The sequence below is a fragment of the Pseudomonas sp. S12(2018) genome (assembly GCF_024355235.1).
Classification (GTDB): domain Bacteria; phylum Pseudomonadota; class Gammaproteobacteria; order Pseudomonadales; family Pseudomonadaceae; genus Aquipseudomonas; species Aquipseudomonas palmensis.
Map to the genome: position 1 here is coordinate 314,772 of NZ_QLAD01000001.1, position 19,262 is coordinate 334,033.

The 19,262-nt window shown below is 65.7% G+C and carries 19 protein-coding genes; 7 read left to right on the top strand and 12 right to left on the bottom strand.

Annotation, left to right across the window (positions count from 1 at the left end; genetic code table 11):
• Positions 1-71: 71 nt before the first annotated feature.
• Positions 72-974, top strand: a complete 903-nt coding sequence (locus DN388_RS01550; protein ID WP_043862589.1) for a formate/nitrite transporter family protein — start codon at positions 72-74, stop codon at positions 972-974.
• Here the strand turns inward: DN388_RS01550 and DN388_RS01555 are convergent.
• The gene (locus DN388_RS01555; protein WP_254996533.1) at positions 971-2,038 is read right to left on the bottom strand and encodes an MBL fold metallo-hydrolase; all 1,068 of its coding nucleotides are present in this window, start codon (positions 2,036-2,038) and stop codon (positions 971-973) included. The genes DN388_RS01550 and DN388_RS01555 overlap by 4 nt on opposite strands.
• A gap of 154 nt (positions 2,039-2,192) precedes the next feature.
• On the opposite strand from DN388_RS01555, the gene DN388_RS01560 reads away from it, so the two are divergent.
• Complete coding sequence (locus DN388_RS01560; protein ID WP_043862591.1) at positions 2,193-3,269, top strand: diguanylate cyclase; 1,077 nt, start codon at positions 2,193-2,195, stop codon at positions 3,267-3,269.
• Between the two features lie 71 nt (positions 3,270-3,340).
• Here the strand turns inward: DN388_RS01560 and DN388_RS01565 are convergent, their stop codons facing one another.
• Positions 3,341-3,664, bottom strand: a complete 324-nt coding sequence (locus DN388_RS01565; RefSeq protein WP_043862592.1) for a DUF2025 family protein — start codon at positions 3,662-3,664, stop codon at positions 3,341-3,343.
• A 192-nt stretch (positions 3,665-3,856) separates the two neighbouring features.
• Between DN388_RS01565 and DN388_RS01570 the strand changes: the two genes are divergently transcribed.
• Positions 3,857-5,071 (top strand): ATP-binding protein, encoded by a 1,215-nt coding sequence (locus DN388_RS01570; protein ID WP_043862593.1) that lies wholly within the window; start codon positions 3,857-3,859, stop codon positions 5,069-5,071.
• Here the strand turns inward: DN388_RS01570 and DN388_RS01575 are convergent.
• Positions 5,010-5,927 (bottom strand): LysR family transcriptional regulator, encoded by a 918-nt coding sequence (locus tag DN388_RS01575; protein ID WP_054914718.1) that lies wholly within the window; start codon positions 5,925-5,927, stop codon positions 5,010-5,012. The two genes, DN388_RS01570 and DN388_RS01575, sit on opposite strands and share 62 nt — an antisense overlap.
• Before the next feature lie 115 nt (positions 5,928-6,042).
• Between DN388_RS01575 and DN388_RS01580 the strand changes: the two genes are divergently transcribed.
• Complete coding sequence (locus tag DN388_RS01580) at positions 6,043-6,801, top strand: SDR family NAD(P)-dependent oxidoreductase (protein WP_078480543.1); 759 nt, start codon at positions 6,043-6,045, stop codon at positions 6,799-6,801.
• Between the two features lie 4 nt (positions 6,802-6,805).
• On the opposite strand, the gene DN388_RS01585 is transcribed toward DN388_RS01580, so the two are convergent.
• The 7 genes from DN388_RS01585 to DN388_RS01615 form a co-directional block, all read right to left on the bottom strand.
• Entirely contained in the window at positions 6,806-7,225 is a 420-nt protein-coding gene (locus tag DN388_RS01585) for a DUF4375 domain-containing protein (RefSeq protein WP_058540986.1), read from the bottom strand.
• 53 nt (positions 7,226-7,278) lie between these two features.
• Positions 7,279-8,136, bottom strand: coding sequence for an HlyD family secretion protein (locus DN388_RS01590; protein ID WP_043862597.1), 858 nt, complete (start codon positions 8,134-8,136; stop codon positions 7,279-7,281).
• 11 nt (positions 8,137-8,147) lie between these two features.
• Positions 8,148-8,354 carry a DUF1656 domain-containing protein gene (locus tag DN388_RS01595; RefSeq protein ID WP_254996540.1) on the bottom strand — a complete coding sequence of 69 codons (207 nt, stop codon included), beginning with the start codon at positions 8,352-8,354 and terminating at the stop codon, positions 8,148-8,150.
• Positions 8,341-10,329, bottom strand: coding sequence for an FUSC family protein (locus DN388_RS01600; protein ID WP_043862599.1), 1,989 nt, complete (start codon positions 10,327-10,329; stop codon positions 8,341-8,343). The genes DN388_RS01595 and DN388_RS01600 overlap by 14 nt, the downstream gene beginning before the upstream one ends.
• A gap of 243 nt (positions 10,330-10,572) precedes the next feature.
• On the bottom strand, positions 10,573-10,689 hold the full coding sequence (ccoM, locus tag DN388_RS01605; RefSeq protein WP_043862641.1) for a cytochrome c oxidase subunit CcoM: 117 nt from the start codon (positions 10,687-10,689) through the stop codon (positions 10,573-10,575).
• Between the two features lie 133 nt (positions 10,690-10,822).
• Complete coding sequence (locus DN388_RS01610) at positions 10,823-10,984, bottom strand: hypothetical protein (protein ID WP_088513942.1); 162 nt, start codon at positions 10,982-10,984, stop codon at positions 10,823-10,825.
• A 70-nt stretch (positions 10,985-11,054) separates the two neighbouring features.
• On the bottom strand, positions 11,055-11,384 hold the full coding sequence (locus tag DN388_RS01615; protein ID WP_043862600.1) for a hypothetical protein: 330 nt from the start codon (positions 11,382-11,384) through the stop codon (positions 11,055-11,057).
• Between the two features lie 151 nt (positions 11,385-11,535).
• On the opposite strand from DN388_RS01615, the gene DN388_RS01620 reads away from it, so the two are divergent.
• Positions 11,536-12,150: a hypothetical protein gene (locus tag DN388_RS01620; protein WP_254996544.1), complete on the top strand. Its 615-nt coding sequence runs from the start codon at positions 11,536-11,538 to the stop codon at positions 12,148-12,150.
• A gap of 6 nt (positions 12,151-12,156) precedes the next feature.
• On the opposite strand, the gene DN388_RS01625 is transcribed toward DN388_RS01620, so the two are convergent.
• Positions 12,157-12,855: a M949_RS01915 family surface polysaccharide biosynthesis protein gene (locus DN388_RS01625; RefSeq protein ID WP_058540983.1), complete on the bottom strand. Its 699-nt coding sequence runs from the start codon at positions 12,853-12,855 to the stop codon at positions 12,157-12,159.
• A 116-nt stretch (positions 12,856-12,971) separates the two neighbouring features.
• On the opposite strand from DN388_RS01625, the gene rapA reads away from it, so the two are divergent.
• A complete protein-coding gene (gene rapA, locus DN388_RS01630; RefSeq protein WP_054914722.1) occupies positions 12,972-15,818 on the top strand; it encodes an RNA polymerase-associated protein RapA in 2,847 nt (948 codons plus the stop codon).
• Positions 15,819-16,032: 214 nt separating this feature from the next.
• The gene (locus tag DN388_RS01635) at positions 16,033-18,285 is read left to right on the top strand and encodes a bifunctional diguanylate cyclase/phosphodiesterase (protein ID WP_254996548.1); all 2,253 of its coding nucleotides are present in this window, start codon (positions 16,033-16,035) and stop codon (positions 18,283-18,285) included.
• On the opposite strand, the gene DN388_RS01640 is transcribed toward DN388_RS01635, so the two are convergent.
• A complete protein-coding gene (locus tag DN388_RS01640) occupies positions 18,185-19,072 on the bottom strand; it encodes an NAD(P)-dependent oxidoreductase (protein WP_043862605.1) in 888 nt (295 codons plus the stop codon). The genes DN388_RS01635 and DN388_RS01640 overlap by 101 nt on opposite strands.
• Positions 19,073-19,262: the final 190 nt, after the last annotated feature.

Genomic DNA, 19,262 nt, shown 5'->3' on the forward strand with positions numbered 1-19,262 from the left:
GCCTGCGGCACAAGGCAACTAATTGAACGGCGGCGGATCTTTACTCAGAGCCCCCCACGGAAACCTCCCCCATGAACGAGCAGAAAAGCGGCAAGACCCCGGGCCTGTCAGCGGACGAAGAGCAGGAGGTCAGCCACAACCAGCCGCCACGTGCCGCTGTGCTCCACGAGATCATCCGCGCCCAGGGCGACAAGGAACTGCAGCGCACCATCGCGGCGCTGTGGTGGTCGGCACTGGCGGCCGGCTTGAGCATGGGCCTGTCGCTGATGGCGATGGGGCTGTTCTATTCCCGCCTGCCCGAGGGCGACAGCAGCCAGGTGATCGCCAGCCTGGGCTACTCGGCGGGCTTTCTGGCGGTGATTCTCGCGCGCCAGCAACTGTTTACCGAAAATACCCTGACCGCCGTGCTGCCGGTGATGACCAAACCCACGTTCAACAATGTGGGGCGCCTGTTGCGCCTGTGGGGCGTGGTGCTGTTCGGCAACCTGGTGGGCACCGTGCTGGTGTCATACGTGATGCTGCACCTGCCGATCTTCGACACCAAGACCGATCTCGCCTTTCTTGAAGTGGGGCGCAAGGTCATGGAAAACGAGGTGGGCCAGATGTTTGCCAAGGGCATCATCTCGGGCTGGATGATCGCGACCATGGTGTGGATGATCCCGTCGATGGAGAACGCCAAGATCTGGATCATCCTGCTGATCACCTATCTCATGGCGCTGGGTGACTTCACCCATATCGTGGTTGGCTCGGTCGAGGTGTCGTACCTGGTGTGGGCCGGGGAAGTGAGCTGGCAGCAGTTCTGGCTGCACTTTGCCGCGCCGACCCTGGCGGGCAACATCGTGGGCGGCAGCTTCATCTTCGCGCTGATCAGCCATGCGCAGATTCGCAGCGACGCCGGCCTGCCCGATGAAACCCTGAGCAAGGGCCGCGAGCGCCCCTTGCCCGGCCGGCGCGACCCTAGCGACGCACCTTAACGCTGCCCGGAGGCCAACACGCCCGCCTGGGCCTGCTGTTGCTCCAGTGGAAGCCACCACGCGGTACCCCGCTGCGGTTGCACTAGGCTGACCCGCTCCCCCATCTGCGGGGTGCTCAGCGGTACCCGTGCGTTGGCCGCCAGGGCCATGATGCGGTCGAAGGGTTCATGCCAGGCGTGGGTGGACAGGTCGAAGGTGCCGTTGTGGATCGGCAGCAACCAGCGCCCGCGCAGGTCCAGGTGCGCCTGCAGGCTCTGCTCGGGCTGCATGTGCACATTGGGCCAGTTGACGTTGTAGGCGCCGGTTTCCATCAGGGTCACGTCGAATGGCCCATAGCGTTCGCCGATCTGCCTGAAGCCCTCGAAATAGCCGGTATCGCCGCTGAAGAACAGGCGCAGGTCCTCATCGAGCACCACCCATGACGCCCACAGGGTGCGGTTGCTGTCGAACAGCCCGCGCCCGGAGAAGTGCTGCGCCGGGGTGGCGACGAACTGGATGCCCGCAACCTCCGTGGCCTGCCACCAGTCGAGCTGGCGCACCTTGGCCGCAGGCACGCCCCAACCGACCAGGGTGTCGCCCACCCCAAGCGGGGCAAGGAACACCTCGGTGCGCTCGGCCAGGGCCAGCACCGCCCGTTCATCCAGATGGTCGTAATGGTCGTGGGACAGTATCACCGCCGTGATCGGCGGCAGTTGCTCCAGCGCCAGCGGCGGCTGGTGAAAGCGCTGCGGGCCGGCCCACTGCACCGGCGAGGCGCGCTCGGCGAACACCGGGTCGGTGATGAAGAAACGATCGCGCAGCTTGAGCAGCACCGTGGAATGGCCCAGGCGCCACAGGCTGCGGTCCGGCGCGGCCAGCACCTGGGCCTGGCTCAGGGGGTGCACCGGTATCGGCAGGGTTGGCCGGGTGTCGGCCGGCTTGCTCAGAAACAGGAACTTGAAACCGATGCGCAGTTTTTTCAGCACCCCGTCGCGGGGCAACTGGGCCTGGTTGCGGTACCGCCCGTCCTGCTGCAGCGACGGCTGCGCGGGGGTTTCGGTGGCTTGTGCTGCAAGGGAAGCCATGAATGCAAATACTCCGACTAACCGTTTCAGGTGCATGCCCATTGCCCGTACCAACTGTGAAATGGCCTGCAAGGCCATTCTTGAACAGCCCGGCTTTGTTCAACAATATTCACGCAAATTATGCGATGAACGGCGTCAGGCAGATCGGCAAATCATGACTCAAATCAGCAACGGCAAGGGACTATCATTTGTCAGAAGAATTTACCTGCCGCGTATCATCGGCTCGGGTATCGGCCTGTTCAGCGTGCTCTCCGGCGTGCTGCCCCTGCAGCTGCCGTACTGGGTCGTAGCGCTGCTGGTGTTCAACGGGCTGGGCTGGCCGCACCTGGCCTACCAGCTCGGCCTGCGCTCGCAAGCCCCCTATCGCGCCGAACAGCGCAACCTGATGGTCGACTCGCTGATGGGCGGCTTCTGGGCCGGCACCGTGCAGTTCAACCCGCTGATCAGCGTCACCATCCTGGCCATGATGGGCATGAACAACGTCGCCGCCGGTGGTCAGCGCCTGTTTGTGCAAGGGCTGCTGGCCATGGGGCTGGGCATGGTGGCGGCGGTGGCGCTGTTCGGGCCGAGCCTGCAACTGGACGTCAGCACCGTGCAGGTGTACGCCTGCCTGCCGATGCTGACCCTCTATCCGCTGGCGCTGGGCTGGGTGTGCTACCGCCTGGCGATCAAGCTGGCCGAGCACAAGCGCAGCCTCAGTGCGCTGAGCCGCACCGACAGCCTCACCGGCCTGTTCAACCACGGCTCATGGAAAGACCTGCTGCAACTGCGCTTTCAGCTGTGCCAGCAGGCCCCGGCCCAGGCCGTGATCGCGATCATCGACATCGACCACTTCAAGACCATCAACGATGTGTATGGCCATGTGGTGGGTGACTGCGTGCTGCGCCAGCTGAGCGTCGAGCTCAAGCGCAACCTGCGCGAGGACGACGTGCCGGGGCGCTACGGCGGGGATGAATTCGGCGTGATCCTGCCCGGGTGCAGCCTGGAGCATGCCAGCCAGGTCATGGAGCGCCTGCGCCAGCGGGTCAACGAGTACCGCAACGAGCAGCTCCCGCAATTGCGCATCAGCCTGAGCATCGGCCTGGCCAGCTTCCAGCCAGGCTTCGCAGACTCCATGGTGTGGCTGAACGAGGCGGACAAGGCGCTGTATGCGGCCAAGCAGAGTGGCCGCAACAAGGTCAATGTGGCCCGCGGCGAGGTGGTGCCGCTGCGCCTGGCCTACCCGGACTGAAATGCAGGCACCACGTTCCGGCGCCTTCGCCGGCATGGCCGGCTCCTGCAGCTAGGGCTTGCGGCCCTGTGTCACGCCCGCAAGCGGCGCTGGGCCGCGATCTCCGGCAGGTCGTTGCGACGCAGGTACACCCGCAACGGCTCGGTGATGTTCAACCGCTCGTCGACATTCTGCGCCAGCAGCACCTCGATCAGTTCGCGGCGCAAGGTCATCACCTCGCCGCCGCTCGCCTGCCACACGAATTCATGGCTGGGGATGATGCTGTCGTCGGCCACGTCCATGCCGAACGAGTCTTCGCTGAAGCGCACGATATGCCGGCCCAGCTTGTGGTTGAAGCCTACGAAGCCCTTGAGCTGGTCGGCCGCGGCGCAGATATCCTGGGAAGTGATGTGCATGTCAAACCTCACTGAAGCATCGTCGAAGATGCGGGGTGAATGGAATTGGCACGCGGGGCGGGTCGTCTGCGGCCCTCTCTGACGGAGAAGCTCGACAGGCAGAGGTTACTAAAAACCCGCCTGCGCCTGACACCCTTTTTTTCGCTAAACTGCCAGACATCCTCACCTTGCCGCCAGCCACGTGGACGTTCCATGAGTACTGCCATCACCGCCGACCTTGCCACGATTGCGCGGATCAACGCCGTGCCGGCCATCCTCCAGGTGATCTGCGAAACCACCGGCATGCGCTTTGCGGCCGTGGCCCGTGTCACCGAGAACAACTGGACCGCCTGCGCCGTGCTCGACAACCTGGGCTTTGGCCTGGGAGTGGGCGGCGAGCTGGACGTGGCCACCACGCTATGCCACGAGATTCGCGGCAGCCACCAGACCATCGTGATCGACAAGGCCAGCGAGGACGCCCGCTACTGCCACCACCCCACCCCGCGCCTGTACCGCTTCGAAAGCTATATCTCGGTGCCGGTGTTTCGTACCAACGGCAGCTTTTTCGGCACCATCTGCGCGCTCGATCCGGCCCCGGCCGCCCTCACCGGCAGCGCCATCCAGCCGATGATGGAGTCCTTCGCGCGGCTGTTGACGATCCAGATCGAGAGCGAGGAAGCCGCCCAGCAGACCGAGGCGGCGCTGAAGAAGGAGCTGGCCATCGCCGAGCTGCGCGAACAGTTCATCGCGGTGCTCGGCCACGACCTGCGCAACCCGCTGTTCGCCATCACCGCCGGCGCCGAGCTGCTGGTCAAGCGCCTGGGCGATGCACGCTCGCGAACCATCGCCGAGCACATCCTCGCCTCCGGACGCCGTGCCACCGAACTGGTGCGCGATGTGCTGGACTTCGCCCGCGGGCGCCTGGGCAACGGCATCATGGTGAACATCCAGCCCTGCCCCGACCTGGACACTGCCTTGCGTCAGGTGGCCTCCGAGCTGCAACGGGTCTACCCGCAGCGGGTGATACGCCTGCATATCGATGACCTCAGCGGCATGTGCTGCGACCGCGAGCGGATCACCCAGCTGCTCTCCAACCTGCTGGCCAACGCCCTGAACCATGGCGACGCCAACAGCCCGGTAGATGTATCGGCGCGTATCGAGCAGCAGGTGTTCACCCTGGGCGTGCACAACCAGGGCGCGCCGATTGCCCCGGCGGTGATGGCGCAACTGTTCCAGCCGTTTTCGCGCCCGCTCGACGGCACCCCGCAAAGCGGCCTGGGGCTGGGCCTGTACATCGCCAACCAGATTGCCCTGGCCCATGGCGGGCGCATGGAAGTGGTGTCCAGCCGCGAGGCCGGCACGCTGTTCAGCCTGCGCCTGCCACTGGATCGAGTTGCCCCGCCAGAACCTGCTCCAGCCACCCCATGAACGCCGCCACCCGCAATGGCAGGTGTACCTGCCGAGCGAACAGCAATGACACCGGCATCGGCTCGGGCACCTGCTGGTCCAGCACGCTGACCAGTTGCCCGCTCTCCAGGTACTCGCGCACACCGGCAAAGGGCGCCTGGATGATGCCCAACCCGGCCAGGCAGGCGCTTTCGTAGGCATCGGTATTGTTCACCGTGACTGCACCGCCCATGGGCTGATAACGCGTCGTGGCGCCCTGTCGGTACTCGAACCCCGGGCAGCGCCCCCCCAGGTTCTGCACGTAATGGATCAACTGGTGGTCGCGCAGGGCCTCCAGCCGTGTCGGCACCCCCATGCGCTGCAGGTAGGCAGGGCTGGCGCAGTTGACCATGCGCAGGCTGCCCAGGGGCCGGGCGACCAGCGCAAGGTCACTGAGCGCACCAATGCGCAGCACGCAGTCGAAGCCCTCGCGCACCAGGTCGACCTGGCGATCGGTGCAACTGATCTCCAGCGCCAGCCCCGGGTGCTGCTGCATGAACGCCGGCAAGGCCGGCAGAATGATGCGCCGTGCCATCAGCGTCGGCAGGTCGATGCGCAGGCGACCGTGCAACTGGGCCGGGTCTGGCCGAAACAGCCCTTCGAGCTCGTCCATTCGCGACAGCAGGTCTTTGCTACGCTCGTACAGTTGCAGGCCATCCTGGGTGGCCTGTACACGCCGCGTGGTGCGGTTGAGCAGGCGCGTGCCCAGGTGCCTCTCAAGCAGGCGCACCTGTTCCGAGACGGTAGAACGCGGCAGCCCCAGGCTCTCACCGGCCAGGGTGAAGCTCGACAGTTCGGCAACCCGCACAAAGGTGCGCAACAGCTCCAGCGTGTTCATCCAGCCCCCTCCATTGTTCGACCCTGCCGAACAGTATTTCCGAATCCAGCGGATTTATCAGTACCGGAGCGACCAATAGACTGTGCTCGACTTCAGCCACCCCGAGGAACCGACCATGACCCGCAAGATCGCACTGATTACCGGCGCCAGCCGTGGCCTGGGCAGGAACACCGCGTTGCACCTGGCAGCCCAGGGCATCGACATCATCGGCACCTACCACAGCAAGGCCGACGAGGCCCACGCGCTGGTGGCCGAGCTTGAGCAAAAAGGCGTGCGCGCCACCATGTTGCAACTGGACGTGAGCAACAGCGCCAGCTTCGAGGCGTTCGCCGCCACCCTCGATGACACCTTGCAGCGTACCTTCGGCCGTCGGCAGTTCGACTTTCTGGTGAACAACGCCGGCATCGGCATCAACGCAAGCTTCAGCGAAACCACCGAAGCGCAGTTCGATACCCTGCTCAACATCCAGCTCAAGGGCCCGTTCTTTCTCACCCAGCGGCTGCTGCCGCTGCTTGCCGACCAGGGCCGCATCGTCAACATCTCCACCGGGCTGACCCGCTTCGCCCTGCCCGGCTTTGCCGCCTACGCGGCGATGAAGGGGGCAATGGAGGTGCTGACCCGCTACCAGGCCAAGGAGCTCGGTGCGCGTGGCATTCGCGTGAACATCCTGGCCCCCGGTGCCATCGAGACCGACTTTGGTGGCGGTGTGGTGCGCGACAATGACCAGGTGAACGGCTTTATCGCCAGCAACACCGCCCTGGGCCGCGTGGGCCTGCCGGATGATATCGGCGCGGCGGTGGCTGTGCTGCTCGGCGACGGTGGCAGCTGGATCAACGGCCAGCGGGTGGAGGTGTCGGGCGGGATGTTCCTGTGAAACCTCAGAGGTGCCTGTACAGCTCGGTGAGGCGGTCCAGCGCGGCCTGCACGAAGTCCTCGGGCAGGTCCTGGATCAATCGCGACGGGGCCTCGAACAGGTCCTCGCCGTGCGCTGCCTCAAGCGCCTCGAGCACCTCCATGCGCGCGTCACGACGCTCGGGATAGTGCGGGCCGAACAGCGCCAGGGCATCACCGAACGCCTTGGCAGTGACCGGCATGTGCAGGGCATGCAGGCCGCGCAAGGCGATCAGGGCCTGGTCGCCGGCACTGTTCCAGAAATACTGGTCCAGCCGCCCGTTCATGGTTTCGGCCTCCAGCCACCACAGCGCGATGGCTTCCTGCTCCTGCGCCAGCAAGGTGTCGAAACCGTGACCCCAGCGTGCTTCGAGTTGCGCCCAGGTGGGGCTGTTGGTGATGCTCATGTACGTTCCCTCGCCCACGTGCCGAATCGATGGGCGCGATTATAGGCGCCGCCTCAGTCCTCGCGCACCTGCACGCTGGCGGTCATGCCTGCACTGAGGTTGACCCCCGCCGGCACCTCGTCGAGCCGGATGCGCACCGGAATGCGCTGGGCCAGGCGCACCCAGTTGAAGGTCGGCTCCACTTCGGCCAGCAACTGGCTGTCGGGGGTGGCGTTGCGATCGGTGATGCCGCGGCTGATGCTCTGCACATGGCCCTGCATCGGCTCGCCGGCGCTCATCAGCCACACCTTGACCGGCGCACCGACCTTGATGCGCGGCAGCTTGGTTTCTTCGAAATAGGCCTGCACATAGAAAGTCGAGTCGTCCACCAGCGCCATCACCGGCTGCCCGGCATTCACATAATTGCCCTCGGCCAGGCGCAGGTTGGTGATGTGCCCGTCCCGCGGTGCCTTGACCTGGCTGCGCGCCAGGTTGAGCGCGGCCACCTTGACCTCGGCCAGGGCCTGGCGCAGCTCGCCACGGGCCACGGCGGCGTTGATCTGGGCATTTTCGCGCAGCTCGGCGCTGATCGCCTGCGGGCCCAGTGCAGCGCGGCGCGAGGCCTCGTGTTCGCGCAGGCGCAGTTGCTGCTGGCGGGTCTCGGCCACGGCATTGGCTTTTTCCAGCGCAGCCTCGAAGCGGTCCTTGTCGATGGACATCAGCAAATCCCCCGCCTTGACCTCCTGGTTGTCGTGCACCTTGAGCTCGCGCACCCAGCCCGACACATCCGGGGCGACGATCACCACGTCGGCGCGGATCTTCGCGTCGCGGGTCCAGGGGGTGAGCATGTAGTAGCGCCACAGTTCGAGGCCGGCGAACACCGCCACCACCACCAGGCACAGGGTTACGGCAACACGCACATAGGTACGCATGGTCAAACTCCTTACAGGGGCCCCAGTACGCGGGTGACCAGGACCAGAATACAAACGAACAGTGCAGTGTCGAACAGGGCTTCATGCCACACCCAGCGCCCCAGCGGGGTCAGACGCAGCAGCAGCCGCACCGCGAAGGTCAGCAGCAGCGCCAGCACCGCATAGATCAGAAACGGGCTGAGCAGTACCCCGCCCATTGCCCACTCACGCAACCCCATGGAGTTCCTCCTGTCGCCGGCACCATTTGGCCCAGCTGTGTCGAAGTTGCAGTACCGCGCCCACGGCAAGACGCAGCGGGTCGCTGTCGGGGCGTTGCTGCAACGCCGCGATGAAGGCTTCGCTGGCAGCATCCAGGCGCTGCCCGCGCCCGGCACCCGGGCCCTGTGCCAGCACGTTTTCCAGCTGCTGGAAATACGCGCGCTGCGCCGCGTCCGGTGGCACCTGGGCCACCGCCAGGCACATGCGCAGGTGCAGCAGTTCGTCGCCGATGTCCAGCCCGTGCAGGCCATCGTCCCAGTGGCCGCGCTCCTGCTCGGGCAGCGCGGTGTAATGGCGCGCCAGCTGCAGCAGGCGGTCGGCCATGCGCCCGCCAAACCAGGTTTCGGCGCCGCGCAGGTCGCGCCGGGTCAGGCGTACCAGGTCGTTCTGGGTGGCGGCGCGCAGGCGCCGGCCGTGCCATGCGGGGTTGCGCAACACCAGCAGCTTGAACGCCAGCACCGCTGCGCCCACCCCCAGCAGCATGGCCTGGGCACTGTTGAGAAAGTTGGCCACATCGAACGTCATGGTATTGAGCGGTGCCACCAGCACGATGAAGTGCAGGCAGTACGAAGTGGCTGTGGCGCCGATTTTCGGGTTGGCCATGCCCAGCGCGCCCAGGAACAGCGGCACCCCCATGCCCATGCACAGCAAGGCAAAACCGCTCCACTGCGGCAGCAGGATCTGCCCGACGAAGAACGCCACGGGCACCGCCAGCAGGATGCCGCGCAAAAAACTCATGCCGATCTGCGCGCCGTTCTCGCGACTGGCGAACAGGCTGCACACCACGCAGGTGAGCACCAGGCCGCCGGGCGCCGCCGACCAGGCGGTGGCCAGCCAGAAGCTGGCCATGGCCAGGAACGCCAGCGCACTGCGCGAGCCGAACAGCAGTGCCAGCGGCACGTCGCGATGCACCGCCAGGCTGTCGGGCAGGTCGGCTGGTGCCTTGCCCTCCTCCACCGCGCGCAGGGCCAGGGTCGCCGCCATGGCGTTGTCCAGCAGCAGGGTCAGACGCGCCAGGCAGTAATGCTGCGCGGGGCTGTTGTGCTCGTCATGGGCGGCATCCCAAACGCGCTGGCGCAGCACCAGCAGTGCGGCCTGATCGGGCTCGGCCAGGGCGGCCTGCACCTCGCTCAGCCACGGGGCCATGTGCTGCGCCTGTTCGTCGTCGAGCTGGCGCCACTGACGGCGTACAGAACGGGCGATGCGCAACAGGATCAGCAGCTTCTGGCTGAGCCCGCGAATAGCCCGGGCACGCTGGCGACCCAGGCTGCCTTCGAACCAGGCGTGTTCGCGCTGGGCATCCACCGCGACGATGCGCCCCAGAATCTCCAGAAGGCCCTTGCGCCCCTGCTCCTCGCCGGTCAGGGTCGCACTGGCCGCCTGCAGGCCGCTTTGCCAGGCCTGGCGAGCCTGCCCGCTGAGCTGCTGCTCGACCCGCATCGGCCAGAGCAAGGCGCTGACCAAGGTGGCGCAGATGATGCCCAGGCTGATCTCGGTGCAGCGTGCCACCGCCTGGTCGAACACCAGCAGCGGGTGATTGATGGCCGGCAAGGCGATGATCGCCACGGTGTAGCCGGCCAGCACGAAGGAATACGCCCAGGCGCTGCGCAGCAGGGTCGAGCAGGCCGTGCACAGCGCCAGCCACAGGGCCAGCGCCAGCAGAAACAGCCACGGCGTCTGGGCGAACAGGCCCATGAACACCACTGACATGATCGTCCCGACCAGCGTGCCGAACAGCCGTGCCAGGCCCTTCTGCAGCACCATGCCCGACAGCGGCTGGGCCACGATGAAAGCCGTCATCAACGCCCAGGCCGGTTGTTCCAGCCCCCAGCGCAACGCCAGCCACAGCGCCAACCCGCCGCCAAGCAGGGTTTTCACGGCAAATTGCACAGCGAGTCGGTTGGGCGCCAGCAGGGCCTGCAGAGTGATGGGCACGGATCGAACCTTGGGAAGCGATGAAGTAAAGATAGACACAGATACGCGGGAAAGGTCAGATGCGAATTATTAGCTAGCTAACTACTTATAGTCCAGAATTTTTCTGCCTTCCCGCGCCGGCAAGGCCGGTGCCTACAGGGCCCATCCCGGCAGGCCCCGGTACTGCCACCCCAAATTCCAGGCAAAAAAAATGGGCAACCGAAGTTGCCCTAAATGCCTTGCGTGCTCGTGTATCGGAAAGGATCAGCCCTGCTTGCGCTTGTTCGAGTCCTTCCAGATGAAAATACCCAGGCCTGCGAAAAACAGCAGCATCAGGCCGACTGTCACAACGCCAGCGATAACCACATTATCGAAGAACATATCGGCCTCCATTCGCCTGCACCTGTCTGATGGGGTAACAGTAGCGAATGGGGCGGGAGAGGAAATTGACCGAGGTCAATGGCGCCCATCAACGGACGCGCGAGGCGGGTGCAGGGTTGACCTGCATCAAGAATCAGCGCTTCTTCGGCTTGCCCTTGGGCTTTTTCTTGCCCTTGCCCAGGGGCATTGCCTGCTCGAACGCCTGACGCACTTCGTTCAGGCGCTTTTCCTTGAGGTCGTGCACGCGACGGGCGCGCTCGGCGCCGAAATCGATCAGGTTGTCGTCTTGGCTCATGTTCAGGCTCGTGGAACGGACTGCGGAAGTCGCCATGATGAGGGCTCGCGCCCGCACTGAACAGCCCCGCTCAGACTTCGATGTCCACCAGCAGGCCCTGGCGCGGCTGTTCGCCCATCAACGGCGCCACCGGCACGGTGTTGTCGGCGTTGACCTCGTCGCCCGGCAGGGCCTGGTACAGCTCTTCGTCCGGGGCCTTGCGGCGTTTACCCTGGCGGCGGCGCTGCTCGTCACGCAGCAGTACCCCCGACTCCTGCGGGTCGCGCTTCTTGAAATCGATATTGCTGTCGGTGGCGCTGGGCTGGGCCGGCACCACGGGGGCGATGGTCGGCGGCTGCTTGACCGGGTCGTGTTGCGTGGTGACCGGGGCGGCACTGAGGGGAATGATGGGCGGCAGCATGGTTGTTGTTCTCCTGTCGCCAATGTGTCGGCTGCCAAACGGCAGCCTTGAGCGCCGATGGCAAAAGTGTGGCACCCGTCACAGCCAGGGGTGTGCCTGAGTATAGTACGCTGCGCTTCCCGTTTTTCGCCCTATAAGGCAGGAGCCTACGATGCGCATCCCCTATCGCCTCCTGGCGAGTATCGGCCTGGCCACGGCCGGCCTTGCGGCCATGGCCGACCCGGCTCCGGCGCTGTTCGGTGGCTGGCGCAACCTCGCCACGGCGGCCGATGCCGGGTATGTCGAGGAGAACATGGCATTCGCCATGCTGCCGGCAGTGGTTGCCCGCGGCACGCGCATGGCCGTGCTGGACGAGCAGCGCAAGCAGACCGTGTGTTGCCTGGAGGTGGTCAGCGTGCCGCTTGAAGACCGCCTGCTGCGCCACCGTTTCGACCTGCCGGGCGTATGGGTGAGCGACCTGCGCAATGACTGGAACATCGACCACCGGCCCTACCTGCCCGAGGTGTTCGCCCTGCAACGACGCGACGCCCTGGTCGACTATCACTTCGATGAAAATGGCTACGGCCACCTGGGGGGCCTGCTCGTCCCGGCCGATGCGCGAATCACACCCCAGGGCACGCTGCACACCGGTGGCCAGACGTTCACCGTCGACATCGATACCCAGCCGATGGCCAACGACAACGGCTCGATGAGCCGCTACACCCTGACCGACACACGCAACCCGCAGCACCGCTATACGGTGGAAGTCCCCGTCGCCACCTACTGACGTGCCCTACTGATCGGGGTCGTCATCGTCCGGTTCGGGCGCCGCTTCGCTCCACGGGCGCTTGAGCACGCTGTTCCAGACCTTCTCCAGGTGTTCGCGCAGCACCGGCGGTGCGTCCTTGAGGGTGGGGCCGTCTTCGCGTTCACCGCCAAAGGCATCCTCGCCTTCCGGGGCGATCAGCGACTGGCCGTTGATCACGTAGCTGGCGGCCCCTTCGCGCAGTTCCACATGCAGGTCCTGCGGGTCGACACCGCCACCGCAAAAGGAATGGCTGGCAACGGTCAGTTCGGCCACACCATCGTTGTTCAGGTCGCTGGCGCCGCTGACGTCGGTATAGAAGCCCACGTCCAGGTCCAGCCCCGGGCAGGTGGTTTCATTCTCGATGGTCCAGCGCGCCTTGTAGGTTTGGGCGTCGTGGCTGCGGCCATACAGGGTGGCGGTGAGCACCACCCGGTCGACCTCCTGCTGGGTTTCCTCGTCGCTGACCTGGTCGTCCAGACGGCTGAGCACCAGCACCGCCTCGCCGTCGCGGTCGCGAAAGTGCACGTTCTGCACCGGCACCTGTACGCCCAGCGCCGCCAGCGCCGGGGGCTCCAGTGGTGGCAGCAGTTCGAAACCCTGCTGGTCGCAGGCGCCGAGCGAGGCCAGGCTGGCCAGTACGATGCAGTGGCGTAACGGGAGGGACAGCAGAGGGTGTCGGAGCATGGGTCGAGGCCTGTGGTGGCAAAGACGGCTTTCGTCGATGAAATCGCCAGACGCTTTGGTCTGTGCAGCCCTATCCGTTAAGATAGTCGCCTTTTGAATGGCGGGAGTCAGGCAGTATGGCGCAGCAGTATCAACCGGGGCAACGCTGGATCAGCGACAGCGAAGCCGAGCTGGGTCTAGGGACCGTTCTGGCACAGGACGGCCGCTTGTTGACCGTGCTCTACCCGGCCACTGGCGACACCCGCCAGTACTCCCTGCGCAATGCGCCCCTGACCCGCGTGCGTTTCTCGCCGGGCGACCAGATCACCCACTTCGAAGGCTGGAAGCTGACCGTGCGCGAAGTCGAGGTCATCGACGGCCTGATGGTCTACCACGGCCTCGATGCCCAGAACCAGGCCTGCACCCTGCCTGAAACCCAGCTGTCGAACTTCATCCAGTTCCGCCTGGCCAGCGACCGCCTGTTCGCCGGGCAGATCGACCCGCTGGCGTGGTTCTCGCTGCGCTACAACACCCTGGAACACACCAGCCGCCAGTTGCAGTCGTCGCTGTGGGGCCTGGGCGGCACCCGTGCCCAGCCGATCGCCCACCAGTTGCACATTGCCCGCGAAGTGGCCGACCGTATCGCCCCGCGCGTACTGCTGGCCGACGAAGTGGGCCTGGGCAAGACCATCGAAGCCGGCCTGGTGATCCATCGCCAGCTGCTCACGGGTCGCGCCAGCCGCGTGCTGATCCTGGTGCCGGAGAACCTGCAGCACCAGTGGCTGGTGGAAATGCGCCGCCGTTTCAACCTGCAGGTGGCACTGTTCGACGCCGAGCGCTTCATCGAAAGCGATGCCAGCAACCCGTTCGAGGATGCGCAACTGGCGCTGGTGGCGCTGGAGTGGCTGACCGAGGATGAAAAGGCCCAGGACGCGCTGTTCGCCGCCGGCTGGGACCTGCTGGTGGTCGACGAGGCGCACCACCTGGTGTGGCACGAAGACCAGGTCAGCCCGGAGTACGCGCTGGTCGAGCAACTGGCCGAGGTCATCCCCGGCGTACTGCTGCTGACCGCCACCCCCGAGCAACTGGGCCAGGACAGCCACTTCGCACGCCTGCGCCTGCTCGACCCCAACCGTTTCCATGACCTGGCCGCATTCCGCGCCGAGAGCGACAACTATCGCCCGGTGGCCGAGGCGGTGCAGGAGCTGCTCGATGAAGGCCGCCTGTCGCCCAAGGCCCACGCCACCATCCAGGGCTTCCTGGGTGCCGAAGGCGAGGCGCTGCTGGCCGCAGTCAACGATGGCGACACCCAGGCCAGCGCACGCCTGATCCGCGAGTTGCTGGACCGCCACGGCACCGGCCGCGTGCTGTTTCGCAACACCCGCGCTGCGGTGCAGGGCTTCCCGCAGCGCCAACTGCACGCCTACCCGCTGCCGTGCCCCGACGAGTACATGGAACTGCCGGTGGGCGAGCATGCCGACCTGTACCCGGAAGTCAGCTTCCAGGCCCAGGGCGACAGCGACGAAGAGAGCCGCTGGTGGCGCTTCGACCCACGGGTCGAATGGCTGATCGACACCCTCAAGATGCTCAAGCGGGTCAAGGTGCTGGTGATCTGCGCCCACGCCGAAACCGCGATGGACCTGGAAGACGCCCTGCGCGTGCGCTCGGGCATTCCGGCCACGGTGTTCCATGAGGGCATGAGCATCCTGGAGCGCGACCGCGCCGCCGCCTACTTTGCCGACGAAGAGTTCGGCGCGCAGGTGCTGATCTGCTCGGAAATCGGCAGCGAAGGCCGCAACTTCCAGTTCGCCCACCACCTGGTGCTGTTCGACCTGCCGGCCCACCCCGACCTGCTGGAACAGCGCATCGGCCGCCTGGACCGTATCGGCCAGAAGCACACCATCGAACTGCATGTGCCGCACCTGCAGAACAGCCCGCAGGAGCGCCTGTTCCAGTGGTATCACCAGGCACTCAATGCCTTCCTCAATACCTGCCCTACCGGCAACGCCCTGCAGCACCAGTTCGGCCCGCGCCTGCTGCCGCTGCTGGAAAGCGGCGACGACGGCGAATGGGAAGCGCTGGTCAACGAAGCCTGCGCCGAGCGCCAGCGCCTGGAGTCGGAGCTGCACAGCGGCCGCGACCGCCTGCTGGAGCTCAACTCCGGTGGTGCCGGCGAAGGCCAGGCGCTGGTGGAGGCGATCCTCGAGCAGGACGACCAGTTCGCCCTCCCGATCTACATGGAGACCCTGTTCGACGCCTTCGGTATCGACAGCGAGGACCACTCGGAAAACGCCCTGATCCTCAAGCCGAGCGAGAAGATGCTCGACGCCAGCTTCCCGCTGGGCGACGACGAAGGCGTGACCATCACCTACGACCGCAACCAGGCGCTGTCGCGCGAGGACATGCAGTTCATCACCTGGGAACACCCCATGGTGCAGGGCGGCATGGACCTGGTGCTCAGCGGCTCGATGGGCAATACCGCGGTGGCGCTGATCAAGAACAAGGCGCTCAAGCCGGGCACCGTGCTGCTCGAACTGCTGTACGTCAGCGAAGTGGTCGCCCCGCGCGCCCTGCAACTGGGCCGCTACCTGCCGCCGGCAGCGCTGCGCTGCCTGCTCGACACCAACGGCAACGACCTGGCGGCGCGGGTGTCGTTCGAGACCCTCAACGACCAGCTCGAAAGCGTGCCCAAGGCCAGCGCCAACAAGTTCATCCAGGCCCAGCGCGATGTCCTGACCCCGCGCATCAATGCCGGCGAGGCCAAGATCATGCCGCGCCACGCCGAGCGTGTGGCCGAGGCGCAGCGCCGCCTGGCAGCCGAAACCGATGAAGAACTGGCGCGCCTGACCGCGTTGCAGGCGGTCAACCCGACCGTGCGCGACACCGAAATCCAGGCCTTGCGTGCGCAACGCGAGCAGGGCCTGGCGATGCTGGAGAAGGCCGCACTGCGCCTTGAGGCAATTCGGGTACTGGTCGCCGGCTGACCCACTGGCCGGCTCCTGCATGATCGATGCAGGAGCCGGCTTGCCGGCGAAGGGCGCGACTCGGTTTTAGAACCAAACGCTATCGCCCCAATCTCCAATCCATACAAGTCAATCTGCCATTAATCCCGATGGGTTAATGCTCTCTTCCTATACTCAGCCAAAACCGTCTCCACTCCGCTGGAGGCCGCGTGCACACCGGACCAAGAGGCATGCTATGGAGTGGCAGGGGCTGCATGTACTCGCCGAACTTCCCGCAACCGGACAATTGCTCCTCGATTGCCGGCACAACCCCTACCTGGTGGCACTTGCCTACCTGGTCGCCTGCGCGGGCAGTTTCGCCACCTTCGACATCATCGAACGCGTGGGCAATGCCGAGCACAGCGCCGCCCAACGTCAATGGCGCCTGCTCGGCACCTTCTGCCTGGCCTGCAGCGTGTGGGGCATGCACTTCATCGGCATGCTCGCCTTCCAGGCCCCCCTCGAGGTGCACTACGACCTGGCCCTGACGGCCGTATCGCTGCTGCTGATGCTGCTCGCCGCCTGGAGTGCGATGAACCTGCTCGGCACACCCCAGCCGCGCCTGCACCAGCATGTGCTGGCGGCCATCGCCATCGGCCTGGGCATCGGCGCCATGCATTACACCGGCATGGCAGCCATGCGCTCCAACGCCTCGCAGTTCTACCGCGCCGACCTGCTGGCAAGTTCGGTGGTGGTCGCCTTCGGCGTCAGCCTGCTGGCGTTGCTGCTGACCCGCTACCGCCCGGCCCACAGCAACTGGCCCAGGTACGTCGCCAGCCTGGTGATGGCCACCGGCATCATCGCCACCCATTTCACCGGCATGTGGGCCCTGACCCTGGTACTGCCCGTGGACGCGCCGCTGCAGTTGCCGATCACCGACAACAGCCTGCACCTGAGCCTGGCCATCGCCTTCGTCGCCCTGCTGATCAGCGCCAGTTGCATCAGCGCCGCCCTGTCGGACAAGAAGCTGCAGAGCAAGGAGCACGACCTGCGCCGGGTCAACATGCTGCTCAGCCAGCTGGACCAGGCACGGGTCTCGCTGCAACAGGCGGCGCACTACGATGCACTGACCAACCTGGTCAACCGTCGCGGTTTCAACCAGCTGTTCGCCGAGCGCCTGGCCGAACAGGCGGCCAGCGGCGGGATGCTGGCGGTGATGTTCCTGGACATCGACCACTTCAAGCGCATCAACGACAGCCTGGGCCATGACGCGGGGGATCAGCTGCTGCAGGTGATCGCCGCGCAGATCAAGAGCGCCACCCGCAGCCACGACGTGGTGGCCCGCTTCGGCGGCGACGAGTTCTGCATTCTGATCGGCCTGCACAACCGCGACGAGGCCCGCCACCTGGCGCAGCGCATCATGCACAAGGTCAAGGAACCGATCGACCTGAGCGGCCGGCGCATGGTGATGACCACCAGCATCGGCATCAGCGTGTTCCCCGACGATGGCGAAAGCTGCGACGAACTGCTCAAGCACGCGGACCTGGCGCTGTATCAGTCCAAGGGATGCGGGCGCAACAACCTGAACTTCTTCAGCAGCAACCTGAAAACCCGCGCCACCCTGGAGCTGCAACTGGAGGAGGAGCTGCGCGTGGCCCTGCTCGAAGAACGCGGGCTGCGCATCCACTACCAGCCGATCTTCGACCTGGCCAGCGGCCAGGTGGCCAAGCTCGAAGCGCTGATCCGCTGGCAGCACCCGCAGCACGGCCTGCTCAGCCCCGACCGCTTCATCGGCATTGCCGAAGCCAACGGCCTGATCGGCGAGCTCGACCTGTGGGTGTTGCGCCGCGCCTGCCAGGACCTGGCGCAGCTGAGCCGCCATGGCTTCGACCAACTCAAGGTCACCGTCAACTGCTCGGCGCTGACCCTGGGCCGCGAAGAACTCGTCAGCGAAGTGGAAGATGCGCTGTTCAGCGCGGGGCTGCCGGCCTGGCGCCTGGAAATGGAGGTGACCGAAAACGCGCTGATGGGCAACATCCACAACACCATCGCCCTGCTCAAGCGTATCCGGGCCAAGGGCGTTTCACTCTCGATCGACGACTTCGGCACCGGCTACTCTTCGCTGGCCTATCTCAAGCGCCTGCCGCTGGACACGCTGAAGATCGACCGCTCGTTCATCCAGGACATCCCCCACTCCGAGCAGGACATGGACATCGTGCAGGCCATCATCATCATGGCCCACACCCTGCACCTGAAGGTGGTGACCGAGGGAGTGGAAACCGTCGAGCAGTACCAGTTCCTGCGCCAGCAGGGCTGCGACTTTCTGCAGGGCTACCTGTTCAGCCGCCCGGTACCGATGGGCGAGCTGCACGCGGTGCTCGGCAGCCTCAACCAGTGCAGCGACCTGCCTATGGCTTGCGGCGAAACAGCTCGACCAGGGTTGCGGGATCCTTTTCCAGGTAACCCTGGCTGCCGTGCAAGCGCATCAGTTGCGCCGCCAGGCCGCTGATCGGGGTGGCCGAGCCCTGCTCGCGGGAAAACTTGACCGCCGTATCCAGGTCCTTGAGCAAGGTGCGCACGTGCCACTTCACCGGCTCGTAACGCTGCTCGGCCATTTGCGGGGCCAGGATCTGCAGCGGCCTGGAATCGGCGAAACCGCCCGCCAGGGCTTCGGCGATCAGGCTGGCATCCACCCCTGACTGTTCGGCCAGGGCCACCACCTCGGCAATCACCAGTGCGTTGCAGGCCACGATCATCTGGTTGCAGGCCTTGGTCACCTGCCCTGCCCCCACCGCACCCATGTGCGTGACCCGCTGCCCCAGCACCTGGAGCACCGGGCGCACCCGCTCAAGATCGGCCGCCTCGCCGCCGACCATGATCGCCAGGCTGCCGGCCTCGGCGCCCGGGGTGCCGCCCGACACCGGTGCATCCAGCCAGTGCATGCCGCAGGCCTGCCTCAGCTGTGCGGCCATTTGCCGCGTGGCGCCGGGCTCCAGGCTGGAAAAATCCACCAGCAGCTGCCCGGCCGCGCCGCCTGCGGCGATACCGTCGTCACCGAACACCACCTCGTGCACCACCTGGGTGTCGGCCAGGCACAGCATCACCACGTCCGCCGCCGCGCAGAGCTCTGCCGGGCTGTTCGCCTGGCTCGCCCCGGCGGCCACCAGTGGCGCGCACTTGTCCGATGAACGGTTCCACACGGTCAACGGAAAACCGGCCGCCAGCAGCCGCCGACACATGGGCAATCCCATCAGACCGATACCGGCGAACCCCAGCGAAGGTAGTGCAATGCTCATGACAGCTCCTGGCAAATTAAAGAAGTTGGCGATGCGGACGATTCAGTTCTCAGACGTGACAGGAAAACCCTTAGAGGGTTATAGGGCAGGACCCTATCGCTCACGCCAAAGGCGCACTGATACAGTCGCGAAACTTATCCCGTGATGGCTCGATGATATCGACTTTTACCAGCCGTCCACCCAGGCAAAT

Bases quoted from the DNA above. Each gene is read 5' to 3' on its own strand.
- DN388_RS01550 (WP_043862589.1), top strand. From the start codon at position 72: ATGAACGAGCAGAAAAGCGGCAAGACCCCGGGCCTGTCAGCGGACGAA.
- DN388_RS01555 (WP_254996533.1), bottom strand. From the start codon at position 2,038: ATGGCTTCCCTTGCAGCACAAGCCACCGAAACCCCCGCGCAGCCGTCG.
- DN388_RS01560 (WP_043862591.1), top strand. From the start codon at position 2,193: ATGACTCAAATCAGCAACGGCAAGGGACTATCATTTGTCAGAAGAATT.
- DN388_RS01565 (WP_043862592.1), bottom strand. From the start codon at position 3,664: ATGCACATCACTTCCCAGGATATCTGCGCCGCGGCCGACCAGCTCAAG.
- DN388_RS01570 (WP_043862593.1), top strand. From the start codon at position 3,857: ATGAGTACTGCCATCACCGCCGACCTTGCCACGATTGCGCGGATCAAC.
- DN388_RS01575 (WP_054914718.1), bottom strand. From the start codon at position 5,927: ATGAACACGCTGGAGCTGTTGCGCACCTTTGTGCGGGTTGCCGAACTG.
- DN388_RS01580 (WP_078480543.1), top strand. From the start codon at position 6,043: ATGACCCGCAAGATCGCACTGATTACCGGCGCCAGCCGTGGCCTGGGC.
- DN388_RS01585 (WP_058540986.1), bottom strand. From the start codon at position 7,225: ATGAGCATCACCAACAGCCCCACCTGGGCGCAACTCGAAGCACGCTGG.
- DN388_RS01590 (WP_043862597.1), bottom strand. From the start codon at position 8,136: ATGCGTACCTATGTGCGTGTTGCCGTAACCCTGTGCCTGGTGGTGGTG.
- DN388_RS01595 (WP_254996540.1), bottom strand. From the start codon at position 8,354: ATGGGGTTGCGTGAGTGGGCAATGGGCGGGGTACTGCTCAGCCCGTTT.
- ccoM (WP_043862641.1), bottom strand. From the start codon at position 10,689: ATGTTCTTCGATAATGTGGTTATCGCTGGCGTTGTGACAGTCGGCCTG.
- DN388_RS01610 (WP_088513942.1), bottom strand. From the start codon at position 10,984: ATGAGCCAAGACGACAACCTGATCGATTTCGGCGCCGAGCGCGCCCGT.
- DN388_RS01615 (WP_043862600.1), bottom strand. From the start codon at position 11,384: ATGCTGCCGCCCATCATTCCCCTCAGTGCCGCCCCGGTCACCACGCAA.
- DN388_RS01620 (WP_254996544.1), top strand. From the start codon at position 11,536: ATGCGCATCCCCTATCGCCTCCTGGCGAGTATCGGCCTGGCCACGGCC.
- DN388_RS01625 (WP_058540983.1), bottom strand. From the start codon at position 12,855: ATGCTCCGACACCCTCTGCTGTCCCTCCCGTTACGCCACTGCATCGTA.
- rapA (WP_054914722.1), top strand. From the start codon at position 12,972: ATGGCGCAGCAGTATCAACCGGGGCAACGCTGGATCAGCGACAGCGAA.
- DN388_RS01635 (WP_254996548.1), top strand. From the start codon at position 16,033: ATGGAGTGGCAGGGGCTGCATGTACTCGCCGAACTTCCCGCAACCGGA.
- DN388_RS01640 (WP_043862605.1), bottom strand. From the start codon at position 19,072: ATGAGCATTGCACTACCTTCGCTGGGGTTCGCCGGTATCGGTCTGATG.